Origin of the sequence: Lysinibacillus sp. FSL P4-0201 (assembly GCF_038593425.1) — a bacterium.
Classification (GTDB): domain Bacteria; phylum Bacillota; class Bacilli; order Bacillales_A; family Planococcaceae; genus Lysinibacillus; species Lysinibacillus capsici.
On the sequence record NZ_CP151995.1, the window covers coordinates 3,822,791 to 3,847,339 of the forward strand.

General features: G+C 36.6%; 28 protein-coding genes and 1 tRNA gene. 6 read left to right on the plus strand and 23 right to left on the minus strand.

The window, feature by feature from the left end:
* Positions 1–118 precede the first annotated feature (118 nt).
* The 4 genes from MKY76_RS19270 (at position 119) to MKY76_RS19285 (ending at position 3,201) form a co-directional block, all read left to right on the plus strand.
* Positions 119–484 (plus strand): helix-turn-helix transcriptional regulator, encoded by a 366-nt coding sequence (locus MKY76_RS19270; RefSeq protein WP_342557043.1) that lies wholly within the window; start codon positions 119–121, stop codon positions 482–484.
* A gap of 118 nt (positions 485–602) precedes the next feature.
* Positions 603–1,442, plus strand: a complete 840-nt coding sequence (locus tag MKY76_RS19275) for a hypothetical protein (protein ID WP_342557044.1) — start codon at positions 603–605, stop codon at positions 1,440–1,442.
* A gap of 122 nt (positions 1,443–1,564) precedes the next feature.
* Positions 1,565–2,068 carry an ImmA/IrrE family metallo-endopeptidase gene (locus MKY76_RS19280; protein WP_342557045.1) on the plus strand — a complete coding sequence of 168 codons (504 nt, stop codon included), beginning with the start codon at positions 1,565–1,567 and terminating at the stop codon, positions 2,066–2,068.
* 23 nt (positions 2,069–2,091) lie between these two features.
* Complete coding sequence (locus MKY76_RS19285; RefSeq protein WP_342557046.1) at positions 2,092–3,201, plus strand: tyrosine-type recombinase/integrase; 1,110 nt, start codon at positions 2,092–2,094, stop codon at positions 3,199–3,201.
* A 154-nt stretch (positions 3,202–3,355) separates the two neighbouring features.
* On the opposite strand, the gene MKY76_RS19290 is transcribed toward MKY76_RS19285, so the two are convergent.
* Positions 3,356–3,430 (minus strand) — tRNA-Arg (locus MKY76_RS19290).
* 309 nt (positions 3,431–3,739) lie between these two features.
* Between MKY76_RS19290 and clpP the strand changes: the two genes are divergently transcribed.
* Positions 3,740–4,330, plus strand: a complete 591-nt coding sequence (gene clpP, locus MKY76_RS19295) for an ATP-dependent Clp endopeptidase proteolytic subunit ClpP (RefSeq protein ID WP_004228025.1) — start codon at positions 3,740–3,742, stop codon at positions 4,328–4,330.
* 55 nt (positions 4,331–4,385) lie between these two features.
* Here the strand turns inward: clpP and MKY76_RS19300 are convergent, their stop codons facing one another.
* The 14 genes from MKY76_RS19300 to MKY76_RS19365 form a co-directional block, all read right to left on the minus strand.
* Complete coding sequence (locus MKY76_RS19300; RefSeq protein WP_004228023.1) at positions 4,386–4,643, minus strand: HPr family phosphocarrier protein; 258 nt, start codon at positions 4,641–4,643, stop codon at positions 4,386–4,388.
* A gap of 112 nt (positions 4,644–4,755) precedes the next feature.
* Complete coding sequence (whiA, locus tag MKY76_RS19305; protein ID WP_004228019.1) at positions 4,756–5,703, minus strand: DNA-binding protein WhiA; 948 nt, start codon at positions 5,701–5,703, stop codon at positions 4,756–4,758.
* Positions 5,704–5,768: 65 nt separating this feature from the next.
* Positions 5,769–6,764: a YvcK family protein gene (locus MKY76_RS19310; protein WP_054549565.1), complete on the minus strand. Its 996-nt coding sequence runs from the start codon at positions 6,762–6,764 to the stop codon at positions 5,769–5,771.
* Between the two features lie 4 nt (positions 6,765–6,768).
* Complete coding sequence (gene rapZ, locus MKY76_RS19315; protein WP_054549566.1) at positions 6,769–7,662, minus strand: RNase adapter RapZ; 894 nt, start codon at positions 7,660–7,662, stop codon at positions 6,769–6,771.
* 9 nt (positions 7,663–7,671) lie between these two features.
* On the minus strand, positions 7,672–8,139 hold the full coding sequence (locus MKY76_RS19320; RefSeq protein ID WP_048390859.1) for an 8-oxo-dGTP diphosphatase: 468 nt from the start codon (positions 8,137–8,139) through the stop codon (positions 7,672–7,674).
* Between the two features lie 348 nt (positions 8,140–8,487).
* Positions 8,488–9,432 (minus strand): thioredoxin-disulfide reductase, encoded by a 945-nt coding sequence (gene trxB / locus MKY76_RS19325; protein WP_054549567.1) that lies wholly within the window; start codon positions 9,430–9,432, stop codon positions 8,488–8,490.
* A 162-nt stretch (positions 9,433–9,594) separates the two neighbouring features.
* Positions 9,595–11,118: a tetratricopeptide repeat protein gene (locus MKY76_RS19330; protein WP_112116617.1), complete on the minus strand. Its 1,524-nt coding sequence runs from the start codon at positions 11,116–11,118 to the stop codon at positions 9,595–9,597.
* 90 nt (positions 11,119–11,208) lie between these two features.
* Complete coding sequence (gene hisIE / locus MKY76_RS19335) at positions 11,209–11,826, minus strand: bifunctional phosphoribosyl-AMP cyclohydrolase/phosphoribosyl-ATP diphosphatase HisIE (protein WP_048390853.1); 618 nt, start codon at positions 11,824–11,826, stop codon at positions 11,209–11,211.
* Positions 11,823–12,584, minus strand: coding sequence for an imidazole glycerol phosphate synthase subunit HisF (gene hisF, locus MKY76_RS19340; protein ID WP_054549568.1), 762 nt, complete (start codon positions 12,582–12,584; stop codon positions 11,823–11,825). The genes hisIE and hisF overlap by 4 nt, the downstream gene beginning before the upstream one ends.
* Positions 12,578–13,210 (minus strand): imidazole glycerol phosphate synthase subunit HisH, encoded by a 633-nt coding sequence (hisH, locus tag MKY76_RS19345; RefSeq protein WP_342557047.1) that lies wholly within the window; start codon positions 13,208–13,210, stop codon positions 12,578–12,580. The genes hisF and hisH overlap by 7 nt, the downstream gene beginning before the upstream one ends.
* Positions 13,207–13,806 (minus strand): imidazoleglycerol-phosphate dehydratase HisB, encoded by a 600-nt coding sequence (gene hisB, locus MKY76_RS19350; protein ID WP_004227994.1) that lies wholly within the window; start codon positions 13,804–13,806, stop codon positions 13,207–13,209. The genes hisH and hisB overlap by 4 nt, the downstream gene beginning before the upstream one ends.
* A 4-nt stretch (positions 13,807–13,810) precedes the next feature.
* Positions 13,811–15,085 (minus strand): histidinol dehydrogenase, encoded by a 1,275-nt coding sequence (gene hisD, locus MKY76_RS19355; protein WP_328023601.1) that lies wholly within the window; start codon positions 15,083–15,085, stop codon positions 13,811–13,813.
* A 42-nt stretch (positions 15,086–15,127) separates the two neighbouring features.
* Positions 15,128–15,763: an ATP phosphoribosyltransferase gene (gene hisG / locus MKY76_RS19360; RefSeq protein WP_328023599.1), complete on the minus strand. Its 636-nt coding sequence runs from the start codon at positions 15,761–15,763 to the stop codon at positions 15,128–15,130.
* Positions 15,756–16,928 carry an ATP phosphoribosyltransferase regulatory subunit gene (locus MKY76_RS19365; protein WP_328023597.1) on the minus strand — a complete coding sequence of 391 codons (1,173 nt, stop codon included), beginning with the start codon at positions 16,926–16,928 and terminating at the stop codon, positions 15,756–15,758. Before MKY76_RS19365 ends, hisG begins: the two co-directional genes overlap by 8 nt.
* Before the next feature lie 562 nt (positions 16,929–17,490).
* On the opposite strand from MKY76_RS19365, the gene MKY76_RS19370 reads away from it, so the two are divergent.
* Positions 17,491–17,694, plus strand: coding sequence for a hypothetical protein (locus tag MKY76_RS19370; RefSeq protein ID WP_257962194.1), 204 nt, complete (start codon positions 17,491–17,493; stop codon positions 17,692–17,694).
* Between the two features lie 93 nt (positions 17,695–17,787).
* Here the strand turns inward: MKY76_RS19370 and MKY76_RS19375 are convergent, their stop codons facing one another.
* From MKY76_RS19375 to MKY76_RS19410, 8 genes are all read right to left on the minus strand, one after another.
* Positions 17,788–18,330 (minus strand): acyltransferase, encoded by a 543-nt coding sequence (locus MKY76_RS19375; protein WP_048390838.1) that lies wholly within the window; start codon positions 18,328–18,330, stop codon positions 17,788–17,790.
* A 5-nt stretch (positions 18,331–18,335) separates the two neighbouring features.
* Entirely contained in the window at positions 18,336–18,977 is a 642-nt protein-coding gene (gene ppaX / locus MKY76_RS19380; protein WP_048390836.1) for a pyrophosphatase PpaX, read from the minus strand.
* A gap of 13 nt (positions 18,978–18,990) precedes the next feature.
* Positions 18,991–19,812, minus strand: a complete 822-nt coding sequence (gene lgt, locus MKY76_RS19385) for a prolipoprotein diacylglyceryl transferase (protein WP_328023596.1) — start codon at positions 19,810–19,812, stop codon at positions 18,991–18,993.
* Positions 19,813–19,855: 43 nt separating this feature from the next.
* Positions 19,856–20,791: an HPr(Ser) kinase/phosphatase gene (gene hprK, locus MKY76_RS19390; RefSeq protein WP_004227974.1), complete on the minus strand. Its 936-nt coding sequence runs from the start codon at positions 20,789–20,791 to the stop codon at positions 19,856–19,858.
* A 142-nt stretch (positions 20,792–20,933) separates the two neighbouring features.
* Positions 20,934–21,257: a cytochrome c551 gene (cccB, locus tag MKY76_RS19395; RefSeq protein WP_048390832.1), complete on the minus strand. Its 324-nt coding sequence runs from the start codon at positions 21,255–21,257 to the stop codon at positions 20,934–20,936.
* A gap of 48 nt (positions 21,258–21,305) precedes the next feature.
* A complete protein-coding gene (locus MKY76_RS19400) occupies positions 21,306–22,148 on the minus strand; it encodes a YitT family protein (protein WP_004227970.1) in 843 nt (280 codons plus the stop codon).
* Between the two features lie 164 nt (positions 22,149–22,312).
* Positions 22,313–23,590 (minus strand): HDOD domain-containing protein, encoded by a 1,278-nt coding sequence (locus tag MKY76_RS19405; RefSeq protein WP_342557048.1) that lies wholly within the window; start codon positions 23,588–23,590, stop codon positions 22,313–22,315.
* A gap of 117 nt (positions 23,591–23,707) precedes the next feature.
* Positions 23,708–24,355, minus strand: coding sequence for a VTT domain-containing protein (locus MKY76_RS19410; RefSeq protein WP_048390828.1), 648 nt, complete (start codon positions 24,353–24,355; stop codon positions 23,708–23,710).
* Between the last annotated feature and the right edge of the window lie 194 nt (positions 24,356–24,549).

A 24,549-nucleotide genomic window follows, 5' to 3' on the forward strand; every position in this document is an offset into this window, starting at 1 on the left:
CAACACAATACGTGTTGTTATTAACTAATATAAACCACACGAATTGTGTTGTCAATAAATTATATAAAACAATTTATTTAACACAAATTGTGTTAATATGAAAACAGGTGATAATAATATGACAGAACTTTTTGGAAAAAAATTAAAGGCTCTCCGTTCGAGTAAAAAAATTTCACAAAAAGAGTTCGGAAAAATTTTTGGTCTTGCAGAGAGTACAATTGGAATGTATGAACGAGATGAGAGAAGACCTGATTTTGAGTTACTAAATAAGTTTGCTGATTATTTTGAGGTTAGCACTGATTACCTTCTTGGTCGAACGGATATGTCTGAAATATCCAAAGAAGAAAAAGATGAAGCTGAATTTCAAGCGTTTGCTAATGATCCAGAATTAAAACGGTGGTATAGAGAATTACCTAAGTCGAAAGAAGAAGATTTACGAATGCTACGTAGTATGTGGGAAGTCATAAAAAAAGAAACAAAATAAAAGGACATGCAGTTATTTGCATGTCCTTTTATTCAATATACATATGTATATTAATAACATTAGAATTAATACTGTAAAAAGAATATCAAATACATAATAGTAGTAGGAGAAGAATTTTATGTTAGAAATATTAAATAAACTTGGTGAAAAAGATGTAAAGAGTATACTTGTGAATCTTGGTTTATTAGTTGCATTATTGTTACCTATTATTACATTCCTTGCTCAATCCTTTAAAAGTCTTATTTATGATTCATTTGATTTGCAGTTAATGTCAAAAGAGAGAAAACAACAATTTTACTTATCTAGACAATTATTATTGTTTTTTCTGGGTAGCTTATTATTTGTTGGATCCTTTATATCACTTGCTTTTTGGATTACAGAATTTAAATTATTTACTCCATTTTACTTTGCATTAGCCATCAATTCCATTTTATTTGTATTATGGAGTATTTTTTATTTTATTATTTTCCCTTTCTTTTTAATTAATAAACTAAGTAATTTTGAAGATACGTTTAAAAAATGTAACTATGCTATTACTGTAGTTCTATTAATTCTAATTGGGACATTCTTTGGTTGTGCTTTTGTTGACTTTTTACTAGTAGGTGATAATAACCCTTTAATGTACTTTACATTCTTCCCTATGTTTATAATTGGGGTTTCAATATTTATGGTAGGTAATTTAAACATTCCTTTAAAAACAGCAAAATATAAATTTAAAAATTTTTATAAAGGTGAAACACCACATGATTTATTTTTAGACTATCAAATTGATAGTAATACATCGGTTCTTTCTTCTTTAGATGGTAAATTTAAAGCAATTAAATATAATCAACTTGAATCATCCGATTATATTATTGAACTTTATGAAAAAGTAACTATTATAAAGCACTTTAATCAAGATAACTCTTATCAGGAAATAATAGAAAATAGTAATAGTACATCTGAATCCAATCAATGAATCAAGAATTTACAATAGCTAGTAATAATACATTATAAAACCCTACTTCCAAATAGTAGGGTTTTATTATAAACTTAATAGGAACACACGTTCTTATCAGTTAATCATTGGAGATGTTTTATATGAATTACACAACACACACAGAAGATTTTGTAAAGGAATTATATTTAAAAATCGGTATCAATCAACCTCACCAACTAAATTACAAAACAATTGCAAGCGCTCTGGGAATAAGAGTATTCCCTGCCACTTATGATGGTCCAAGCCAGGCACTTTTTTTTAAAAATATCCCTTTTATTTTTCTAGGTAGGGATCTTACACAACCTCAAATTTGGCAAGATTTCTGTCATGAACTAAACCACATCCTTCTACATACTGGTAATCAGAGCTATATGCAAAGTACATGGATAGAATATCAAGAAAAAAAAGCAGACACATTTATGTATCATGCATGTATGCCTACTTTTATGCTTGATGAATTAGTCGAAAATGACCCTTCACTTACAATAAAAGATTTACAGTTGATCTTTAATGTTGAGTATGACTTTGCAGTAAAAAGACTAACTCAATACTTTAATAACAAAAATATGCCGAAATGGAATAGTGCATTTCTATTGTATTTTTAACAATAGAATTGGAGGTGTTTAATGTGGCAAGTGTAACAAAGCGTGGAAAGACATGGCAGTATACTGTAAGTCGGTATACAGATGGAAAATATGATCCTGTAAGAAAAGGTGGTTTCGCAACAAAGAAAGAGGCACAGGTAGCAGCAACAGCTATAGAGATGCGACTACAAAAAGGTGGGAATGTTTTAACACGTGATAAAGCATTTACAGAGTACTTTGAGGCTTGGATTGAGAAATATAAAAGCATTAAACATAAAAACACTTACAGACGTTACCAGGACTCATTAAGACGTGCTCAAGAGTATTTTAAAGACAAGCCTATTCAAAAGATTACTAGTGATGAATATCAAACTTTTTTGGATGTCTATGCTAAAGGACGTTCAAAAGAGTCTGTGCGAAAATTAAATACCCACATTAAGGCGTGTATTAAGGATGCAATTGATGACGGTTATCTTGCAATTGATTTCACTCGAAAAGCTGTAAATAATGGCTCTGTGCCTGCTAAAAAGGATAGTGAAAAACATATAAGTTACGCAGATAGTCAAAAGCTATTAAACTACCTTATTAGCCACTTAGAACGTACAGAAGATTATTTATTACTCCTAGCTCTTGTATCAGGTATGCGTTTTGGTGAACTAGTTGGCCTAACAATGCCTGCCTTTAACTTTAAAAATAATACAATCAGTATCTTTCAAGCTTGGGATTATCGAGAGGGTAAAGGTTATACAGACTTAAAAAACACATCATCTGAAAGAATCATCGTAGTTGAGGATATTGTCATGCGCTTATTAGAGGAATATGCTAAGCAATTAAAAGAAAACGAATATGGTTTATTTTTCTATGTAGGTGGGAATATTAAATCTGTAACAAATGAAGATGCTAACAAACGATTAAAGAGTATACTGAATGAGCTTGAAATTCAAGAAATAACATGTCATGGACTTAGACATACTCATGCAAGTGTACTTTTATATGAAGGAGTAGATACTCAATATGTTTCTGAACGTCTTGGGCATGAAACCATTTTTACAACAATGCACACTTATGCTCACGTTTTAAGAGAGCTTAGAACACGTGAGGAACAAAAGGCATTGAGTATTTATAAGAAGATGTTGGATAGAAAAGATGAGTAGCATGTGTAGTATTTGTGTAGTGTAGTTCCTTTTTTTATCGTTTTTTAACGACTTCTCACGCAATCATTAAAAAGTAGAAAAACCTCATAAACGTTGGTACAAGAACGTTTGTGAGGTTCTTCTGAAATATAACAAGGTTTTCTTAATTGTAAAATGGCGCCCTCGGAGGGAATCGAACCCCCAGTGCAAGAACCGGAATCTTACGTGTTATCCATTACACCACGAGGGCAAAAGACACAAAAAAAAAGTACTCACTCTAGGCTTACGAAAAGCATGATGTAGATAACCCTCATTTTTGAAGCATACCTGCAAAATAGTGTCCTGTACTTTAAACCTTATAACCTTAATCATTATACAAGCCTATCCTATATAATTCAACCATAGAATGCAAAAACAATTTATTTTTTTTAATTTCACTTTAGCAGGGTTAATATTTGACCTTCCCTGACTATAATGTGTATGATAAGGATACAGCTGAAATACAAAGGAAAATTTTCAGCAAAGGTATTCGAATTTAGCTTTTTAAGGAGGATTTAACATGAATTTAATTCCTACAGTTATTGAACAAACTAGTCGTGGTGAGCGTGCATATGACATTTATTCACGTCTACTTAAAGACCGTATTATCCTTTTAGGAAGTGCTATTGATGACAATGTTGCTAACTCCATTGTCGCTCAGCTTCTTTTCCTACAAGCAGAAGATCCAGATAAAGATATCTCTCTTTATATTAACTCACCTGGCGGATCCATTACGGCTGGTATGGCTATCTATGACACAATGCAAATCATTAAACCACAGGTACAAACAATTTGTATTGGTATGGCTGCATCAATGGGTGCTTTCCTACTTGCAGCTGGAGAACCTGGTAAACGTTTTGCCTTACCAAATGCTGAAGTCATGATTCACCAACCACTAGGTGGTGCACAAGGTCAAGCGACAGAAATTGAAATTGCTGCTAAGCGTATTCTATTCTTACGTGAAAAATTAAATGGCATTTTATCTGAACGCACTGGTCAACCACTTGAAGTCATTGCAAGAGACACAGATCGTGATAACTTCATGACTGCTGAACGTGCAAAAGAATACGGTTTAATCGATCATATTATGCACCGTAGCGATAATAAATAAAAAAATAGAAGGCATCACAGAATTGCTCTGTGATGCCTTTTGTATTTAATGAATGTTAATCTTCATTTTCAATAATTGTTGCCAATGCTGTAACCGCTTGCTCAGCATCGTTACCTTCACTGCTTAAAGTCACTTCGGTACCTTTAGCAACTGCTAAGCTCATAACACCCATAATGGATTTGGCATTTACTTTTTTCTCATCTTTTTCTAGAAAGATATCAGCACTAAAACGATTTGCTTCTTGCACAAATAGTGCTGCTTGTCTAGCTTGTAGTCCTAATTTTAATTTAACCTGGACTCTTCTCTCAATCATTCTCAAAACTCCCCTTCACTACCGTTCGTCTATTAGTTTTATCTTACCTTACTTACTGGCAAAAGAACAATAAGCGATTAGCATGACATTCATACCTGAAAAGTATGATAACTTAACCACCTATTTTTTCACCACGCCTTAATGCATCCGCAATCTCATCAATTTTTCTCAATCGATGGTTAACACCTGATTTACTAACCGTTCCACTAGATACCATTTCACCAAGCTCTTTTAATGTCACATCTTGGTATTCAACACGGAGACGTGCTATTTCACGAAGCTTCTCTGGTAGTTGATCAAGACCAATTGAATTTTCAATAAATCGAATATTCTCAACCTGCCGTAATGCTGCTCCAATGGTTTTATTTAAATTGGCAGTTTCACAGTTCACAATACGGTTGACACTATTACGCATATCTCGCAAAATCCGAACATCTTCAAATTTCATCATAGCCTGATGCGCTCCAACAATATTAAGGAAATCTGAAATTTTTTCTGCTTCTTTTAAGTAAGTTACAAAGCCTTTTTTACGTTCAATTGTTTTGGCATTGAGTTCAAATTCATTCATCAAATCCATTAATGCCTCACCATGTTCTTTATATAAAGAATAAACCTCTAAATGATAAGCCGATGTTTCTGGATTATTGACGGAACCTCCTGCTAAAAAGGCTCCTCTTAAATAAGCTCTTTTTTGGCCGCTCTTTTGAATGAGCTTTCTTGAGATAGTATGGTTAAATTGAAAGTCGTCTGAGATGATTTCTAAATCAATTAATAGCTCACGCGCTCCTTCTCTTACACGGCATATATACACATTATTTTTTTTCAATCGCATTTTCTTACGAACAAGTAATTCAACATTGTACGGATACAATTTTTTCATAATCGTATATAGTCTTCTGGCAATTGCAGCGTTTTCGGTTTGCACGTCTAAGCTTAGTTGTTTATTTGCAAAGGATAATGAACCATTCATACGAATTAGGGCAGAAACTTCTGCTTTCATACAATGATTGTCCGCTTCTATTTGTGTCAATTCTTTTTTTGTTTCAGAAGCAAAAGACATATCACGCCCCCCTTTCAATCATGATTTCTATGTATATGTTCATCTTACCATATACAATAAAGCCATTATGTTTCTATTATTGGTCCTCTTACTTTTTGATGGTAAATATCAGCATAATCTACCAGCCATTCTGCAACATTTGTAGCATTATGTCGAACCGTTCCATCAGGTCGAATTGTAGCAATGTCTCGTTTGATAACTTCTAATCCCATACTTTCAAGCTTTGCTACGTCAAATGTTACTGGTTCCGCTCTTTCTTCTTTATACAGTTCTTTTACAGGGTTAGGGAGTTCTTCATCATTTACTAAGATGGAATCGATAAAATCATGGCCAACATGCTTATGTATGGCTGTTACATGATCACCTGCTGTATAAGAAATGGTTTCACCCTTTTGTGTCATTAAATTACAAACATATATTTTTCTTCCTTTAGCCTTAACAACTGCTTCACCTATTTCCTTAACAAGCAAATTCGGAATAATACTTGTATATAAGCTTCCTGGTCCTATTAAAATATAATCTGCACGAAGTATTGCACGAATAGCTTCTGGCAACGGTTGCACATTTTCAGGTACTAAAAAAACGCGATTAATGCGTTTCGTCGCTGTCGGGATTTTTGATTCTCCCTCGATAATTGAACCGTCCTCAAGCACAGCATGTAGGGTGATTTTTTTATTAGCTGCTGGAATAACTCGACCATGAACTTTTAAAACCTTTCCCATCTCACTAATAGCATGATTGAAATCACCAGTAATATCAGTAAGGGCTGTAAGCATTAAATTCCCTAAGGAGTGACCTCGTAAGTCTTCAGATGCCGAAAAACGGTATTGAAACATTTGCTCTACAAGGGGCTCAATATCTGATAATGCTGCAATCACATTGCGTACATCACCAGGCGGTGGGATATCGTAATCATCACGTAAACGACCTGAAGATCCACCATCATCTGCTACTGTTACGATAGCAGTAATATCAAATGGGTGATGCTTCAGACCGCGAAGTAACGTGGAGAGCCCTGTGCCACCACCAATTACCACAAGCTTTGTTTGCTTTTTCCCCATTCACTCATTCCTTTCTACGATTAATATCACGATGCGTAATAACCGTATTTTCCTTGCCCGCAAAATATGCACCAAAAAATTCTGCTAATGTCACTGAGCGATGCTGGCCCCCAGTACAACCAAAAGCAATAACAAGCTGTGATTTACCTTCTTGTCGATAGAGAGGAATCATAAAGTCTAATAAATCCGTCAGTTTTTGTATAAGGATTTGCGTATCTTCCAACGCTAACACATAAGAAGATACCTCTGTTTGAAGACCCGTTTTTGGACGTAGCTCCTCCACATAGTATGGGTTTTTAAGAAAACGAACATCAAACACTAAGTCCGCATCAATCGGCATACCATGTTTAAAGCCAAAGGACATAATGTTAACGGTAAAAATAGTATCTGCCTCACTTGCAAATTCTTTGACGATTTTCTCACGTAATTGCTTTGGTTTCATGTTAGATGTGTTATAAACAAAATTGGCACGACCCTTTACTTCAGATAAAAGTACTCGTTCCTGTTTAATTCCATCTAGAGGTAAACCATTCACTGCTAATGGATGTGCACGTCTCGTTTCTTTATACCGTCTGACTAATGTGGCATCATCTGCATCTAAAAATAAAATACGAGCAACAATATCGCCTTCTTTTAGTATATGGTCTAATGCGCCAATTAGAGCATCAAAAAAGTCGCCTCCGCGCATATCCATTACTGCTGCAATTCGGGTACTGTTTTTACCAGAATCTCTTAATAAGGTTAAAAAAGTTGTAAGTAACGCAGGTGGTAAATTATCAATACAGTAATACCCTAAATCCTCAAAGCTTTGAATAGCTACTGTTTTCCCAGCCCCAGACATTCCTGTAATAATAACCAATTCATGTGTACTTTGTTGGCCTTCAACCACCACTGTCATGCAACTCCTTTATTGTTCTTTTGAAATTTGTATTTTCTGATGAAGTAATTCAAAATTCGTTGTATAGTCAAACGTGCCATACTGAATGCCTGATTGCGAAACAGCAAATTGTAAATTAGTTCGATCTCCTTCAGCCATTGGCAAATGTGCTAAATCCTCTACTGGGTGCCATGCAAGTTTGCCTTCTCTTGTTTCTTCGAATGGTACTCCATCTACATCCTTTGCAACAAATGTATAGAGCATCCATTCATCCACTACGTCATTGTTTTCTTTAATGATCATCGTATAAACACCCTTTAAATGAACATGTAAAGGTATGACGTTTGTCTCTTCTTGAAACTCTCGAATAGCAGCCTCGAAGATTGACTCGCCACTCTCCATTTTCCCTCCTGGAGCTACATACCAGCCTCGTCTTGGTTTCTGAAGTAATAATACTTTACCGTCTTTTACGGCAATTAAATTTGCAATTCTTTGCATAGGCACACCTCTAATCACTTTTGCATTCTACTCTTCATTATAACAAGACCTTGTAAGTTTTGTCCTCATTTACAACTCTTGTACGCAGACAATTAACAATTTAGTTCTATTCAAAGATAACCATTTCATCTTGGGCGAAATTTACGTTTATCGTGATATTATTATTTGATTTTTTACACATAAAAAAGTAGGTTGCTCCCACCTATTGGAGGCGGAAACAACCTACTAAACAAAATAAAAGGGGGATTGCTAATTACATTTTTAATCATACACCTTTTATATGTCATTCAAGTTACAGCAATATTAAAAGCACATTAAAATTGTATTTTTTTCCTTAAAATAGCCATATTAGGCATTAATTTTCTCTAATAGCTCTTCTACATAATGTTGAACAGCTTGCGCGGCAATACTACCGTCACCAGTTGCTGTTACAATTTGACGAAGTGATTTTTCACGGACATCTCCAGCTGCAAAGATACCTGGGATTTTTGTTTCCATCGTTTCATTTGTCAAAATATAGCCAGCCTCATTTAAAATACCTAATGACTCAAATGGTTTCGTTAAAGGAAGCATACCTATATAGACGAAAACACCATCTGTAGCAAATTCAGATTCTGTACCATCGACAGTTGATTGTAGTGTTACACTGCCAACTTTACCATTCGCTTCATTGATTTCTTTTACAGTTGCATTCCAAATGAAATCAATTTTTTCATTGGCAAAGGCACGATCTTGGAGAATTTTTTGTGCACGTAATTTATCACGACGGTGGACAATTGTCACTTTATCAGCAAAGCGAGTTAAATAAACACCCTCTTCAACAGCTGAATCTCCGCCACCTACGACAACTAGATTTTTTTGTTTAAAGAATGCTCCATCACATACTGCACAGTAGCTGACACCACGGCCACCAAGCTCTTTTTCACCAGGCACACCCATTTTTTTATACTCAGCACCAGTGGTGATAATAATGGCACGTGTTTTATATTCTTTTGCACCTGATTTAATTGTTTTATATTCTTCTCCATCGATGATTTCCGTTACATCACCATAGGCATATTCAGCACCAAATTTTTTAGCATGCTCAAACATTTTTGTAGAAAGCTCTGGTCCTAAAATTGTCTCAAAACCTGGGTAGTTTTCTACTTCTTCTGTGTTTGCCATTTGTCCACCAGGAATGCCACGTTCAATCATTAAAGTAGACAAATTTGCACGAGATGTATAAACAGCGGCAGTCATCCCAGCAGGACCTGCACCAATAATTACTACATCATAAATTTTTTCTTCCGACATAAATACTTCCCCCTAAACAGAATACTTTTTATCTTCATTCAACCAATACATCTAACGTCATCTATAGAAGAAGATCAATGACGCTAAGGAAAAATTGGTGATAGCGTTAGTATGTTCATCGTATGTGAAAGTATAAAGTTATTCAACTATGTTGCTCACACATTAATCATGACTGTTTGGCAAAAACGTTAAGATTTCGTCAATATACTTTGATAAAGTAGATACAGAAACGCCATATTGCTGCGCAATTTCCTTTTTTGTCACTTTAAGCATTTGTGAAGATCTGAATAAATAATCATTTGCTCCTGCAATTGCTGTTGGATTTGTAAAACGATAATTTTCTATTAAAGCTTGTTCACATAGCACAAACCACATTTGAAACAGCGGTACAATTAATGATGATAGCTTTCCATATTGTTCTAATAAAATTTCTGAGACCTGTACTGATCGTAAAAAGCTTGCTTCTACTTTATTTTTCTTATCAAATTCATGTCCAAGTGCATAAGCTAAAAATAATTTTTCAAAAGAGCCTAATTGTTCAATATTAATCCATTTCGGATGGGCGATAATTTCTTGCTTATGCGCTGTACCTTTCAGTAAAAATAAACCAAAAATGCGTTCACTCGTATAAGTGCTCTCTAATTTTTCAACAATAAAATCACGATCATGCTCCAATGCATCAAGTCCAAATTCATTTTCTTGTTGGCGCCAAGGTTCGAAGCCCTCTTTGTCTGGGTCTAGCTCTAGAAGCTGATCCCAAGCACTTTTCGAAATCTCCTCATGTCCTGAGAAATAGGCAGCATGTGACAGCCAAAAGTAAAATCCTGCATCTCCTACATAGCCTCTCTTTTGCATGCTACGCAACCATTTATAGGCTAATTCATATTGGCCGATTAAGGCTAAGGTAGCACCAAGTTTATAACGATGCTCCCAAGTATAGGGTTGAATTTTAACAAGAACATTTAACAGTTCTTGTAAATCATCTTCATTTTTTTCATAATACGCAATTACCGTTAAATTGCATAATGCATGTAGATTGCCCTTATTTTCACGTAGCACTGTATGCAAGAGAGCCTTTGCTTGCTCTTCTTCTCCAACATAAAAATAAGCGAGTGCTAGATTATTATAGGCTGACCAAAATGCTGGTCGATCTTCAATTAAATCTTCTAAAATAGTAATAGCTTCAGGAAAATCTCCCTTTTCCATACAACGACGAGCTTGCTCCTGACGATATAAATCCTCACCAGAGCCTTCAAGCTCTTCAAAATCATCTTGCTCAAAAGCGACAAACTCTAATATTTCTGCTGCTTCATCGGCATAAGCACCCTCAGGTTCTAGCTTTAAATATTCTTCTGCAAAGCGTTTTGCATCATGCATGATGCCTACACACCCTGATACTTCTGCCATGTAAAATATGATTTCTGGATTATCTGGATCAATTTGATAGGCGCGACGAAGTAGGTCATACGCTTCCTCAAAACGTTGACCTTCTAACTCTACTATGGCTAACTGCAAGATAATCATTGGATCGTCGGGACTTAAATCTACCGCACGCTGTAAATATTTATAGGCTTTATTCATTTGTCCACTGTTCATTGCTTGAATTGATTTCTTATAATAATAGTCGCCTGTTGGAATGAACGACACTATATTCGATTGAGTCTCATTTTGACGTTTCTTTTCCAATATATTTCCTCCGAAACAAGAAATAAGGAACGTATTCTACGTTCCTTTACACAGTAACTCCTATTATACCACACAATCAATAATATGCTGTTATTTCTCCTCGTGACGTTTTTCCAACACATGCAGAACATCATAAATGCTTACTTTTTGTTCTTGTAATAATACGAGTAGGTGATAAATTAAATCAGCTGCCTCCCATTTTACTTCCTCAGCATCTCGGTTTTTGGCACCAATGACCACCTCTGTTGCTTCTTCCCCAACCTTTTTACAGATTTTATCAATGCCCTTATCAAATAAATATGTAGTGTACGCTCCTTCTGGCATTTCCTGCTCTCGCTTTTCGATGACACGAGCAAGTTTAGAAACGATGTCCACAGAGCCTACCTTCTCTTTTTGCTGAATAACCTCAGTGAAGCAAGAAATTGTCCCATTATGACATGCTGGCCCTGTCGGTAGAACCTCCACTATTAAAGCATCTTGATCGCAATCCGCTTTGATTGAAACCACCTGTTGTGTATGGCCACTTGTTGCTCCCTTATGCCAAAGCTCTTGACGGGAACGAGAATAAAACCAAGTTTCCCCTGAGTCAATTGTTTTAGCTAATGACTCCTTATTCATATAAGCTACTGTTAATACCTCTTTTGTATTGGCATCTTGTACTACAGCTGTAACAAGACCTCTCTCATCAAATTGAATGTTCTCTATCATCTTACTGCCACTCCTTTTTCACGTAAGTATTCCTTTACTTGCGCTACACTTGTTTCTTTATAATGGAAGATAGAGGCTGCTAGTGCAGCATCTGCATCTACCTCTTGTGCTAATACTTCGTAAAAATGTTCGGCATGTCCCGCTCCACCACTAGCAATCACAGGAACTGTCACAGCTTCACGCACTGCTTTGGTTAAGGCTAAATCAAAGCCTGATTTTTCTCCATCTTGATTCATACTTGTTAATAAAATCTCACCAGCTCCTAAGCGTACAGCCTCTTTGGCCCACTCAATGGCTGACCAAGGGGTTTTGTTGCGACCACCATGTGTATAAACCATCCATGTGCCATCTTCCTCACTATAGCGAGCATCGATTGCTACAACAATGCATTGTGCGCCAAAGTAATCAGAGCCTTCCTGAATAAGGGCAGGTCTTTCCAGCGCGGATGTATTCACTGAAACTTTATCAGCACCTGCTCGTAAAATACGCTTCATATCATCCAACGTACGAATGCCTCCGCCAACAGTAAAGGGTATGGCAAGCGTAGCCGCTGTTTGACGAACGACATCTACCATCGTTTCTCGACCTTCATGTGATGCAGAAATATCTAAAAATACAAGCTCATCTGCTCCTTGTTCATCATAGAACTTCGCAAGCTCCACGGGATCTCCTGCATCTCGGATAGAGACAAATTGTATACCTTTTACAACACGACCTTCCTTCACATCAAGACATGGGATAATACGTTTTGTTAGCATGCCTTCACACCTTCCAACCATTGCTCTAATAAATAAACACCTAATTCCCCTGATTTTTCAGGGTGAAATTGCATGCCAGTCACAGAACCATTCATCACAATACCAGGTACTTGAATGCCGAAGTAATCAGCATAGGCAACAAGCTCTGATTCTACGATATCTGTTGCATAAAAGGAGTGAACAAAATAGACATGCTTCGCTGATACTTCATTGTGTAACCATGCAGGACGATTTGTCACAATTAGTTCATTCCACCCCATATGTGGTACTCTGTATGCATGGCCCTCTTGGCTACCACTAAAGCGTTTAATACACCCCTTGAAAAACCCTAGCCCTTTTGTTGGGGTTACTTCATCACTTTGCTCGAATAATAATTGCATACCTAGACAAATTCCTAAAAGTGGACGGTTTTCTCTTTGTGCCTTCTGTAAATATTGATCTAAGTTTGTTTCAGCTAAACGCTTTCTGGCATCAGGGAATGCACCCACCCCTGGTAATAAAAGTGCGTCAGCTGTATCTAATGCCTTCTCATCAGCAGTTATAATAACTTCACAGTCTAGCCTTTTTAATGCCTGCTCCACACTAAATAAATTACCCATTCCATAATCAATGACACCTATTTTCACGTCAACAGCCCCTTAGTCGATGGTACGCCTTTAACACGCGGGTCAATTTCCACAGCGGCATCAATCGCACGTGCTAATGCTTTGAAAATTGCCTCAATAATGTGATGTGTATTTTGTCCATAAGGTACAATTACATGAACATTCATCCTTGCCTCAAGGGCAAATTTCCATAAAAATTCATGCACTAATTCTGTATCAAACGTTCCTACTTTTTCTTTTAATGCTGGCACACGGTACTCTAGATGAGGTCGATTCGAGCAATCGACCACTACCTGAGCTAGTGCGTCATCCATCGGTACAAAGGCGTTACCATAGCGTTTTATGCCTTTCTTATCACCAAGTGCTTCTCGAACAGCCTGTCCTAATACAATACCAAGGTCCTCTGTTGTATGGTGATCATCAATATAAGTATCGCCATTTGCATGTATTGTGCCGTTAAATAGTCCATGCTTAATAAATAAGTCAAGCATATGGTCCATAAACCCCACGCCTGTTTGGATATCTGCCTTGCCTTCACCATCTAAATCAATTGCTACAGAAATTTGCGTTTCATTCGTTGTACGCTCTATCTTTGCATATCGTTTCTTTTCTGTCATCGTCCTATTCCTTCTCCCATCCACGTGATTCCACTGCACGAGCATGGCCCTCTAAGCCTTCCATACGCGCTAAACGTGCAATTTTTGGTGCGTTGTCTCTCCAGGTTTTTTCACTATAGTAAACAATACTTGATTTTTTCACAAAATCATCAACATTTAAGCCACTTGCAAAACGAGCCGTACTATTAGTTGGAAGTACATGATTGGTCCCTGCAAAATAATCACCAACTGGCTCAGAACTATACCGACCTATAAAAATACCACCAGCATGTCTTATTTGCTCAGCTAACGCCTCCGCATTTTCCATCACAATTTCTAAATGCTCCGGTGCTAATGAATTAATGGCTTCCACTGCATCTGCCAATGTTTCAGCTACATAAATTACCCCAAATTTCTCTATGGAAGCACGAGCTACTTCTTGACGCGGTAAGTTCAGCAGCTGCTTCTCTACTTCCTCAGCTACTTTTTTGGCTAATTGCTCTGAGGTTGTGACAAGAATTGAACAAGCTAGTGGATCATGCTCTGCTTGTGATAAAAGGTCTGCAGCAATTTCATCAGGATAGGCTGTGTCATCAGCCAGCACAGCAATTTCACTCGGTCCCGCAATCATATCAATGGCTACTTCTCCAAATACCTCTCGTTTGGCAAGTGCCACATAAATATTTCCTGGACCTGTTATTTTATCGACTGGGGAAATTGTTTCCGTGCCATAGGCAAGTGCAGCTATTGCTTGTGCCCCACCAACTTTATAAATCTCATCAATCCCTAAAAGGTGAGCCGCCACAAGTACACCTGCTGGTAGTTTCCCATTTAGCCCTGCAGGTGAAGTAATAACAATACGTTTCACCCCTGCGACCTGCGCTGGTATTACATTCATCAAGACTGATGAAGGGTAGGCAGCTGTACCACCTGGAACATATAGTCCTACTGCATCTAAAGCTGTTACCCGTTGGCCTAACCAAGAACCATCTCCCAGTTCTAGGTGATACCCTGAACGTATCTGTTGTTCATGATAAAAACGAATATTTTCTGCTGCTTCCGCTAAGTCCTTATATAGTTGAGGATCGAGTTCACTTACTGCTTCTTGTATTTCTTCTTCAGAGATACGTAAATTTTTAGGGACATAGCCATCCCATCGCTCAGTATAGGTGCGTAACGCCGCATCTCCCTGTGTCTTAACATCCGAAAGCACTTGTCGTACAACTTTTATTTGTTCTTCATTCCCTCCTTCAAGTGGTCTTTTTAAGGAAATGCCTTTTTCAAGCTTTGTTATTTTCATAGGATTAATCCCCTTTAGTCCTTCATATGTAGCTACAAATGATTACTTTTTCTGCTCATTTACACATTTCTTTAACCGCCTCACAAGATCAATAATACGCTCACCTTTCATACGATAACTTACAGGGTTTGCAATTAATCGAGAAGAGACAGCAGTAATAAATTCATATTCTACTAAGCCGTTCTCTTTTAATGTACGACCTGTAGAGACAATATCGACAATTCGATCAGCTAAGCCAATCATTGGTGCTAATTCAATAGAACCGTTGAGCTCGATAATTTCCACTTGCTCTCCAATGCCTTTGTAGTACTTCATGGCAATATTCGGATATTTCGTAGCAATTCTAGGCGCAATCTCATTCATGGAGGTGTTTGGTAGGCCTGCAGAAGCGATATAGCAATTACTAATTTTCAAATCAAGTAATTCGTGCACTTCTCGCTGTTGCTCTAACAAAACATCCTTACCAGCAATACCAATATCAGCAACACCATGTTCAACATAGACAGGAACATCCATTGGCTTTGATAAAATAAAGCGAATTTTTTCCTTTGGTATTTCAATCATTAATTTACGTGACATTTCTACTTCTTCTGGTAAATTAAAACCTGCCTCTAACAACATTTGATATGCCTCTTCAAAGATTCTTCCTTTGGGCATTGCAATCGTTAATTCATTCACCGCCAACTTCCTCCTGTCCAACTACCACCACTTCTGTAAAGTGTGCTAAAAAGGCCGCCTCATCGACTAGACTACTACGTAACTGCAAAGTAGCTAATTTTCCTGCTGCTCGTAAATTTTTAACCTTTAGTAAAGCTTCCTCAAATTGTTCTTCTTCAAAAAGAACAACTGTTGCTTCCTGTCGTTTCACTGATTGCCCGTTTAATGTTTCTAATAAACGATCCACACGAATACTAAATCCTGTAGCACCAACCTTTGAACCAAAAACTTCTAACAAGCCATCATAACGACCACCATTTCCTAATAAAAAGCCACTTCCCACAGCAAATACTTCAAATAGCATACCCGTGTAATAACTCATATGACTCGAAAGTGTGAAATCGAAAGCTACATAATCAGCTAAATCAGCCATTTCAAGTAGTTGAGCAAGTTGTTGCATATATTCTAATGCATCATTTTTGCGGACATATTTTTCAATATCTCGTATATCTCTGACATTCATGGCTTCTTCAATAAATTGTAAGAGGGCATCGGATTTAGCTTTAGGCAGATCAAATGACTCTACTGCTTCTTCAAACCCTACGTAATTTCGTTGGACAAGCAATGTTCTAAGCGTTGTTTGCTGTTCGATACTCTCTGTGTAATCTTGTAAAATGCAATTTAATATACCAGCATGTCCAATTGTGATTTTAAACTCTTCCAATTTAAAATGCTTTAATAGCTCCATTGCCGTTACAATAACTTCTGCATCGGCAAAAACTGATTGATCACCTATTAACTCAATCCCCATTTGATCAAACTCAGCAGGCCTGCCTCCCTCTGCTTCCTGAGCCCGAAAAACGCTTGCAAAATAGGCAAGACGTAGTGGGATCATTTCCTTTAATAGTTTCGATGTAGCTACTCGAGCAATCGGTGTAGTCATGTCAGGTCGCAGCACTAACGTATTTCCTTGGCTATCCACTAGCTTAAATAAATGAGCATCAGCAATCGCTGAAGCCTTCCCCACTGTATCGAAATACTCCACCGCAGGCGTTTTAATAAACTCATAACCCCTTTTATATAAAAAGTCTCTGCCCGCATGTCTAACTGCTTCAACTTTCTCATAGATTTGCGGGAATGTATCGCGCATTCCAAGTGGCTTTTCAAACATTTTTATCGACGACATATGGACACTTCCTCACATTTCACTTTAATTCACTAGAGTATTAGAGAATTAGATTATGAAAGAATTTTAACTTATTTCATTAATACAGTCAACGATATCCTTATTAATTATCGAAATCTTTAAATACTTATTATTCTGTTAATTATACACATTGAATTGCAAAGACTTCCAAAAAAAGCATGACTCATTTTACTTATAATTTGACAAAATACTTTAGTGACAATGAGAATATGTCCAAATTGTGACAAACTAATTTTTAATCACTTTAAGTATTCGCTAAAAATTGATAATGATTCTCTCTTAACAAATCATTGATAAAAATAAAGAGTTTTCAATAGAGTATTCTCAATATCGAAATCCAATAATTATATCTATATAATTATTTTTAGCCAATCACTTAAAATGATTCTCAATCTCATTATCATCAATAATACTTTTATATCAATACATTTATTGATTATTACTCTCATTCTATTTTCCTTTTTACATTTCAAAAAACTTAATATAGAATAGCATTAATAACAAAAAGAACCACATACATTATGCATTGGAGGGATTTATTATGGCATGTCCATTCGTACAAATTAGTGAGCAAATGATCGTTAGTATTTGTAAAGGCGAGTTTTATCCTGGTGACAAGGTAACACTTCACACAACTGAAGACATTGATGGGACTGCAATTAAATCAACTTTTGTTGAAACAACTTGCTTAGGTGATCATGACACTTGTGAATTCAAATCAGATTATGACGCAGCTCTTGCTTAAACAGTAAAAGCTACTCCAAAAACTAGTGTTTTTGGGAGTAGCTTTTTATGCAAAAAACTCACGAAGTATATCACTATACTACGTGAGTTTTTATTATTTCTTTGGTGTACACCACTCTACAGCCTCATTACGTTTGCGCTCAGCCATTTGTTCAGCAGTATATATTATTCGCATTGGATTACCCCCTGCTAAACAGCCTGCTGGCACATCCTTATGTACAAGAGTGGCAGCTGAAACAATAGCACCATCACCAATTGTTACACCTGGTAAAATAGTTGTATTTGCCCCTATCATTACTTCTTTTCCGATATGAACATCACCTAAGCGATATTCCTCTATTAAATATTCATGCGCTAAAATGGTTGTATTAAAACCAATCACAGTATTGTCTCCAATGAAAATACGTTCAGGAAACATGGTATCTGGCATGACCATTAAGGCTAATGACGTTTGCTTACCAATAGTCATGTTTAAAAAAGTACGATATAGCCAGTTTTTCACACGTAAAAATGGTGTGAAGCGTCCAACTTGAATGACAATGAAACACTTCATCACCTTCCAAAAGGACACCGTGTCATATATATTCCAAAGTGAATTGGCTCCTTCGACACGGTAACGTTCTGTCTTACGCGCCATCTACCTTACCCCTCTTTCACAATATCAAATAAATCTGACATATGCTGCAACATATATTCTGGTTGATACTGCTGTAAGTAAGCCTCTCCCTTAATTGCCCAAGCAACACCCGCTGCTCTTACACCAGCACGATGTCCAGCTTCAATATCGTGCGAATTATCACCAATCATAATCGCATAGTCTTTTTCTATCCCTAATCGTTCCAACGCAAGCAATACTGGCTCTGGATCAGGCTTCACATTGTTCACATCATCTGTACCAATACGCACATCAAATAGATGCGTTGCACCAAGAATAGCAAGTCCACGATCGATGGTCTCATTACGTTTCGTCGACACAATAGCCAATTTTATACCTTGAGCTTTTAACTGCTCTAGAGTTGACACAACATCAGGATATTGGCTGACTAGGTCATCATGGTGTGCAATATTCCAAGCGCGATACATCTCTATCAAATCGTCTTCTTCACCTGGTGCAATGTCATTAAATGTCTGTTTCAATGATGGACCAATGAATTTCAGGCAATCTTTTGGCGAATATTGCCCGGGAAATCGCTCATTTAATACATGCATAAATGTTTGAATGATTAAATCATTTGTATTTAGTAAAGTCCCATCGAAATCAAATAGTAGTGCCTTAACAGCCATCTTTTACAACCCCTTATTTATTATCCAAGTATTTTACGGCTGGTTTCACCTTTATTCTACGATAAATAATTGCACCTAGACCAACTACAATACCGATAATGGATACAACCTGTGCTGAACGTAAATCTCCCACTAAGTAAAGGCTATCTGTGCGCATTCCTTCGATATAGAAACGACCAATTGAATACCAAATTAAATAGCTAAAGAATATTTCTCCACGATGTAAGTTCACTTTACGCAAAGCTAATAGAATAATAAGCCCAATTAGGTTCCAAATCGATTCATATAAAAAAGTGGGATGAACATATGAACCTAATTCTTCAATATACATTTGATTAATAATCCAGTCTGGTAGCATTAGGTTTTCTAAAAATGCTTTTGATACCTCGCCACCATAGGCCTCTTGGTTCATAAAGTTGCCCCATCGACCAATAATCTGCCCGATTAAAATACTAGGTGCTGCAATATCTGCTACTCGTAAAAAGCTTACATTTTTTATACGAGTATATATGTAAGCTGTGACAAATGCCCCGATGAGTGCACCATGGATGGCAATACCACCATTCCATATCTCTATGATTTTGCCTGGATTTTCGCTATAGTAATCCCATCGCATTGACACATAGTAAATACGTGCACAGATAATGGATATAGGAACTGCCCATAATAATAAATCTGCAAGAAAGTCTTCAGGCAAACCTCGCTTAACGGCCTCTCTTTGCCCAACAACATAAGCTAAAATGATTCCCGACACAATCAGCAATCCATACCAACGAACTGGAATTGGTCCTAAATGAAAGGCAATCGGGTCAATTTGCAATAGTAATAAATCCATCTTCTACTCCTCTCAATATGTCATGAACAATGTTGTTCGCTTTTTAATCGTCTAACACATCATTTGATGAAATCACTTCATCTAAACGTCTTGAAAATTCCTCTGCCGCATTGACGCCCATTTTCTTTAAACGATAGTTCATCGCTGCCACTTCAATAATAACGGAGACATTGCGTCCAGGTCTTACTGGAATTGTTAATTTTGTTAGTTCCGTGTCAATTATTTTCATTTTTTCTTCTTCTAAGCCCAATCGATCATAAACTTTTTGTGGATCCCATATTTCGAGCTCAATGATGAGGGTAATACGTTTATAGGGGCGTACTGCACTTGCACCAAAGAGTGTCATAATGTCAATAATGCCAATGCCTCGTATTTCCAATAAGTGCTCTAACAAAGGTGGAGGGCTTCCAATTAATAGGTTTTCTGATTCTTGACGAATTTCAACACAATCATCAGCAACTAAACGATGACCCTTTTTTACAAGTTCAAGTGCTGTTTCACTTTTACCTACGCCGCTTTTACCGATTATAAGCACACCAATGCCATACACATCGACAAGTACACCATGTGCTGCTGTCATTGGAGCTAAGCGCCCCTCTAAGTAGTTCGTCAATCTACTCGAAAATTTGGTTGTTGTCATATGTGTTTTAAACACAGGTACATGCTTTTCGTTTGAGGCCTGAATAAGCTCCTCTGGTACTTCTAAATCTCTAGAAATAATAATAGCAGGTGTATCCTGTGAACAAAGTAAACGCATACGCTCAAGCTTAACATCCGCTGGGAGCATTTCAAAAAAGGAAAGTTCAGTCTTGCCAAGCAATTGTACTCGATTTGCTGGATAATGAGTAAAGTATCCTGCCATCTCAAGCCCTGGTCTTGAGATATCACTTGTCACAATTGTCCTGCCTATTCCTTCTTCACCAGCTAATAACTCTAATTTAAATTTCTCCATAACATCTCTTGTTAATACTACGACCAATGAAAAAGCCTCCAATCAATGGATAAGGTTCATCTTATTTTAGCATGTCTATGTGTAAAAGAAATGTATTTACTCTCAATACAGCGTTTACTTGCACTAAAAAAACTAGCGGCTCTCCAGCCCGCTAGTTTTTAAAAAGCAATTATTTTTGAGTTGCTAACCATTTAGCAACAGCTTCAGCATCTGCACCTTTTACTAATCCTGCAGGCATGCCGTTTTTACCATTATTTATAATATCTAAAATTTCTGATTCAGACAAACGTGAACCTACATCATTTAATGCTGGACCATTTGCACCTTGTAGCTCGCCACCATGACAAGTAACACAAGATTTCATCGCTATTGCTTCGCCATCTGGCTCTGTAGCAGTTTCATTACCATTATTAGATGCAGTTTTATCTCCGCCGCCACATGCTGCTAAGAAGATTGCTGATCCGAACACTAATGTTAACATTGCTTTTTTCATTAGTACCCCTCCTCATAATAAATACCTTACGCCGCCATTATACCAAAATTATGCACGTTTGAAACCTTCTCCTAATACCTCATATGCATCAGAAACGATAACAAACGCTGATGGGTCAACGCTTTTAATGAGTTGTTTCAGCTTTGTGAATTCTGTTTGATAAACAACAACCATCAGAACTGGTCGTGCTTCTCCTGTATACCCTCCAATTGCTGGTAACTTCGTTACACCTCGATTAATTTCAGCATAAATGGCTTCCCTTACCTCATCTTGTTTCAATGTAATGATATAGACCATTTTAGACTGACTAAAACCTAGCTGAATAATATCAATCGTTTTTGTGGTAACATAAAGTCCAATCAGAGCATACAAACCTTTTTCTAAGTCAAAAACAATTGCTGCACTAATTGCGATAACGCCATCTATTAACAGCACACTTGTTCCAAGCGACAATCCTGTAAACTTCGTAATGATTTGCGCCAGTAAATCAGTGCCACCAGTTGAAGCATTCCCCTTAAAGACCAGTCCTATTCCTAGGCCAACAACAATTCCACCAAAAAGAGCACCCAATAAAGGATTATCAGTCCAAGGCTCCCAGCTATTTGTTAATAAGACGATAAAAGGTAATGTAATTGTCCCAATAAAGGATTTTATTCCAAATTTTTTGCCCAATAATAAAACACCAGCAATAAAAAGCGGAATGTTAAATGCATACTGAACAATTCCCGGATTCCAACCAAATAAACCATGCAAAATCGTACTTATTCCACTTACCCCACCTGAAGCGACTTGATTTGGTAATAAAAAGACATTAAAACCAATAGCAATTATTGCCGCTCCTACAATGACATACACATACTCCACAATGCTATCTCTCACATCATGTTTCATTTCCCCACGCCCACTTCAACTATCAGAATTTTTTAAAGACGAGATGATTATAGCAAATACTTTTAGCATTGAGAACTTCATCATGATGAAGGGATACTAGATTGTGGAAGGTATAAAATAAGCTATCTTACAGTATTCAATAAGATAGCTTTTGTTGATTTGGTTTAAAATGATTTTTCTGCCCATTCGATGGCTTCATAATATAAAAGATCAATGTCAACTAACTGAATATTCAACTGTACAGCTAGCTCTTCTAATCGCGGCCAATCAAGTTTACTTAACGCAATACTAAACTCCAAATATGGGGTCATTTCCGTTTCAAAGCCTAAAATAGTATTCGTAATAGCCTCTGAGAATGGTAGCTGCTGTAAAATAACATTCATCGGTCTTTGAAGTAATGTGTCAATTAGAGAAAACATGCCGACTAAAAAATATTCTGAGAAATTCTTTTTATAAGCAAGCTTAGCTAGTTTTTCACAAACCTTAGCTCGGAATAAAGACGTACACATCACTTCTTTAAAAAGATCAGAATCAGCATCAATATCAATTTCACGCATGGCCAATAAATAAATCCATTTTCGTAAATTGGATACGCCCAATAACACAATCGCTTGCTTGATGGAGCGCACTTTAGATTTAGAACGTTTAGATGAGTTATTAATCATTTGCAATAATTTGTATGTCAATGAAATATCACGTTCAATATTTTCCGCTAACAAATGAATATTTGGTTCTTCCTCTTTTAGTAAAGAGATAATGTGAATATATTGAATCGCATTTGCTGGAATGTCTGTTGCTCGTATTATTTGCGGTTGTTCAAAAAAATAACCTTGAAATAACACATAGCCTGAGGATTTAGCGACTTCAAATTGATGACGCGTCTCTACCTTTTCAGCGAGCAATTGAATATGTGGAAATTTCTCCTTAACTTTATTTTCGATTTCCATTCTTTTTACGATAGAAGAAGCTAAAAAATCCACCTTAATATAATCAATTTGTGCAAATAATTCATCATAAACTTCCACCTGATCATCCATCATAAAATCATCCAAGGCAATTTGAAACCCCTGTTTTTTTAGCTCAATTACACGCTCCACTAATTGAGAGGTAAGTGGAACATCCTCTAATATCTCAATCACTACCTGTGAGGGATTTAAAAATTCATGTATAGAGCTCATCAATAAGTTTTCAGTAAAATTAACAAAGCCAGGCTTACCTTTCGTTACCTCTTCAAAACCAATTGAAAGAAATGAGTTCACAAGTACATCAATCGTTGCTGCATCTGAATCGACCATTGGAAAGGCATTTACATTTTTGCTACGGTATAACAATTCATATGCAACGACTTGCTCATGAAGATTAAATATAGGCTGTCTGCCAATGAATACTTCCATTCCATTGTCCCCCATTTCTCCATTTTCTAGTAATTTATAGTATAACATTTTTTACGACCTGATGCTTATACTTCAAGCTAACTTAACATGCCAACTTGGCTTTTTCAGCAAATAATAAAGAAAGAACAGTCCCCGTGATGATGAATCACTTAAGGACTGTCCATATTATTTACCGACTTTGGATTTTATTGCACCGATCACTGCAGGCACAACTGATATAAAGATAATCAGAATCAGTACAACTGAGAAGTTATCTTTAATAATTGGAATATTCCCAAAGAAGTAACCTAATAACGTACAACTGAATACCCATAAAATTGCACCAAAAATATTATAAAATAAGAAATAACTATATTTCATTTTACTTGCACCCGCCACAAACGGGATAAATGTACGAATAAATGGCATGAAACGTGCGATTACGATCGTTTTCCCACCATGTGTATTAAAGAATTTTTCAGCTGCTTCCATACGCTCTTTCTTAACAACTCTACCGAGGAGGCTCTTTGGCGGAATAGATGTCCCTACCTTATGTCCAATATGATAGTTCATCGTATCTCCCAAAATAGCTGCAGCTAAAAATACAGGGATTAAAATCCACATATCGAATGCGCCCATTGCCGCAGCTAATGTTCCACTTGCAAATAACAAGGAATCACCAGGTAAGAATGGGAAAATAACAACCCCTGTTTCTACAAAAACAATCGCAAATAAAATAAGATAGCTCCAATTGCCAAAATCACGAATAATTTCTTCTAAATGCACATCGATATGCACAATAAAACTTATTAACTCCTTAATGAGTTCTAACATGTTTTTGTATGCTCTCTTTCAATAGTATTTTTACCTAAAAGCTTTGACGTGGCTTCACCTCAAAGGGTTCCAGTTTTGTACGTCTTTTTACATTACTTCCTCACTATATGACAAGCTCTTGAAAAGTATGTAGAAGATTTCACAAGTTTGATTTTATCACTTACAGACATCTACTCTCAACTGATTTTACTATT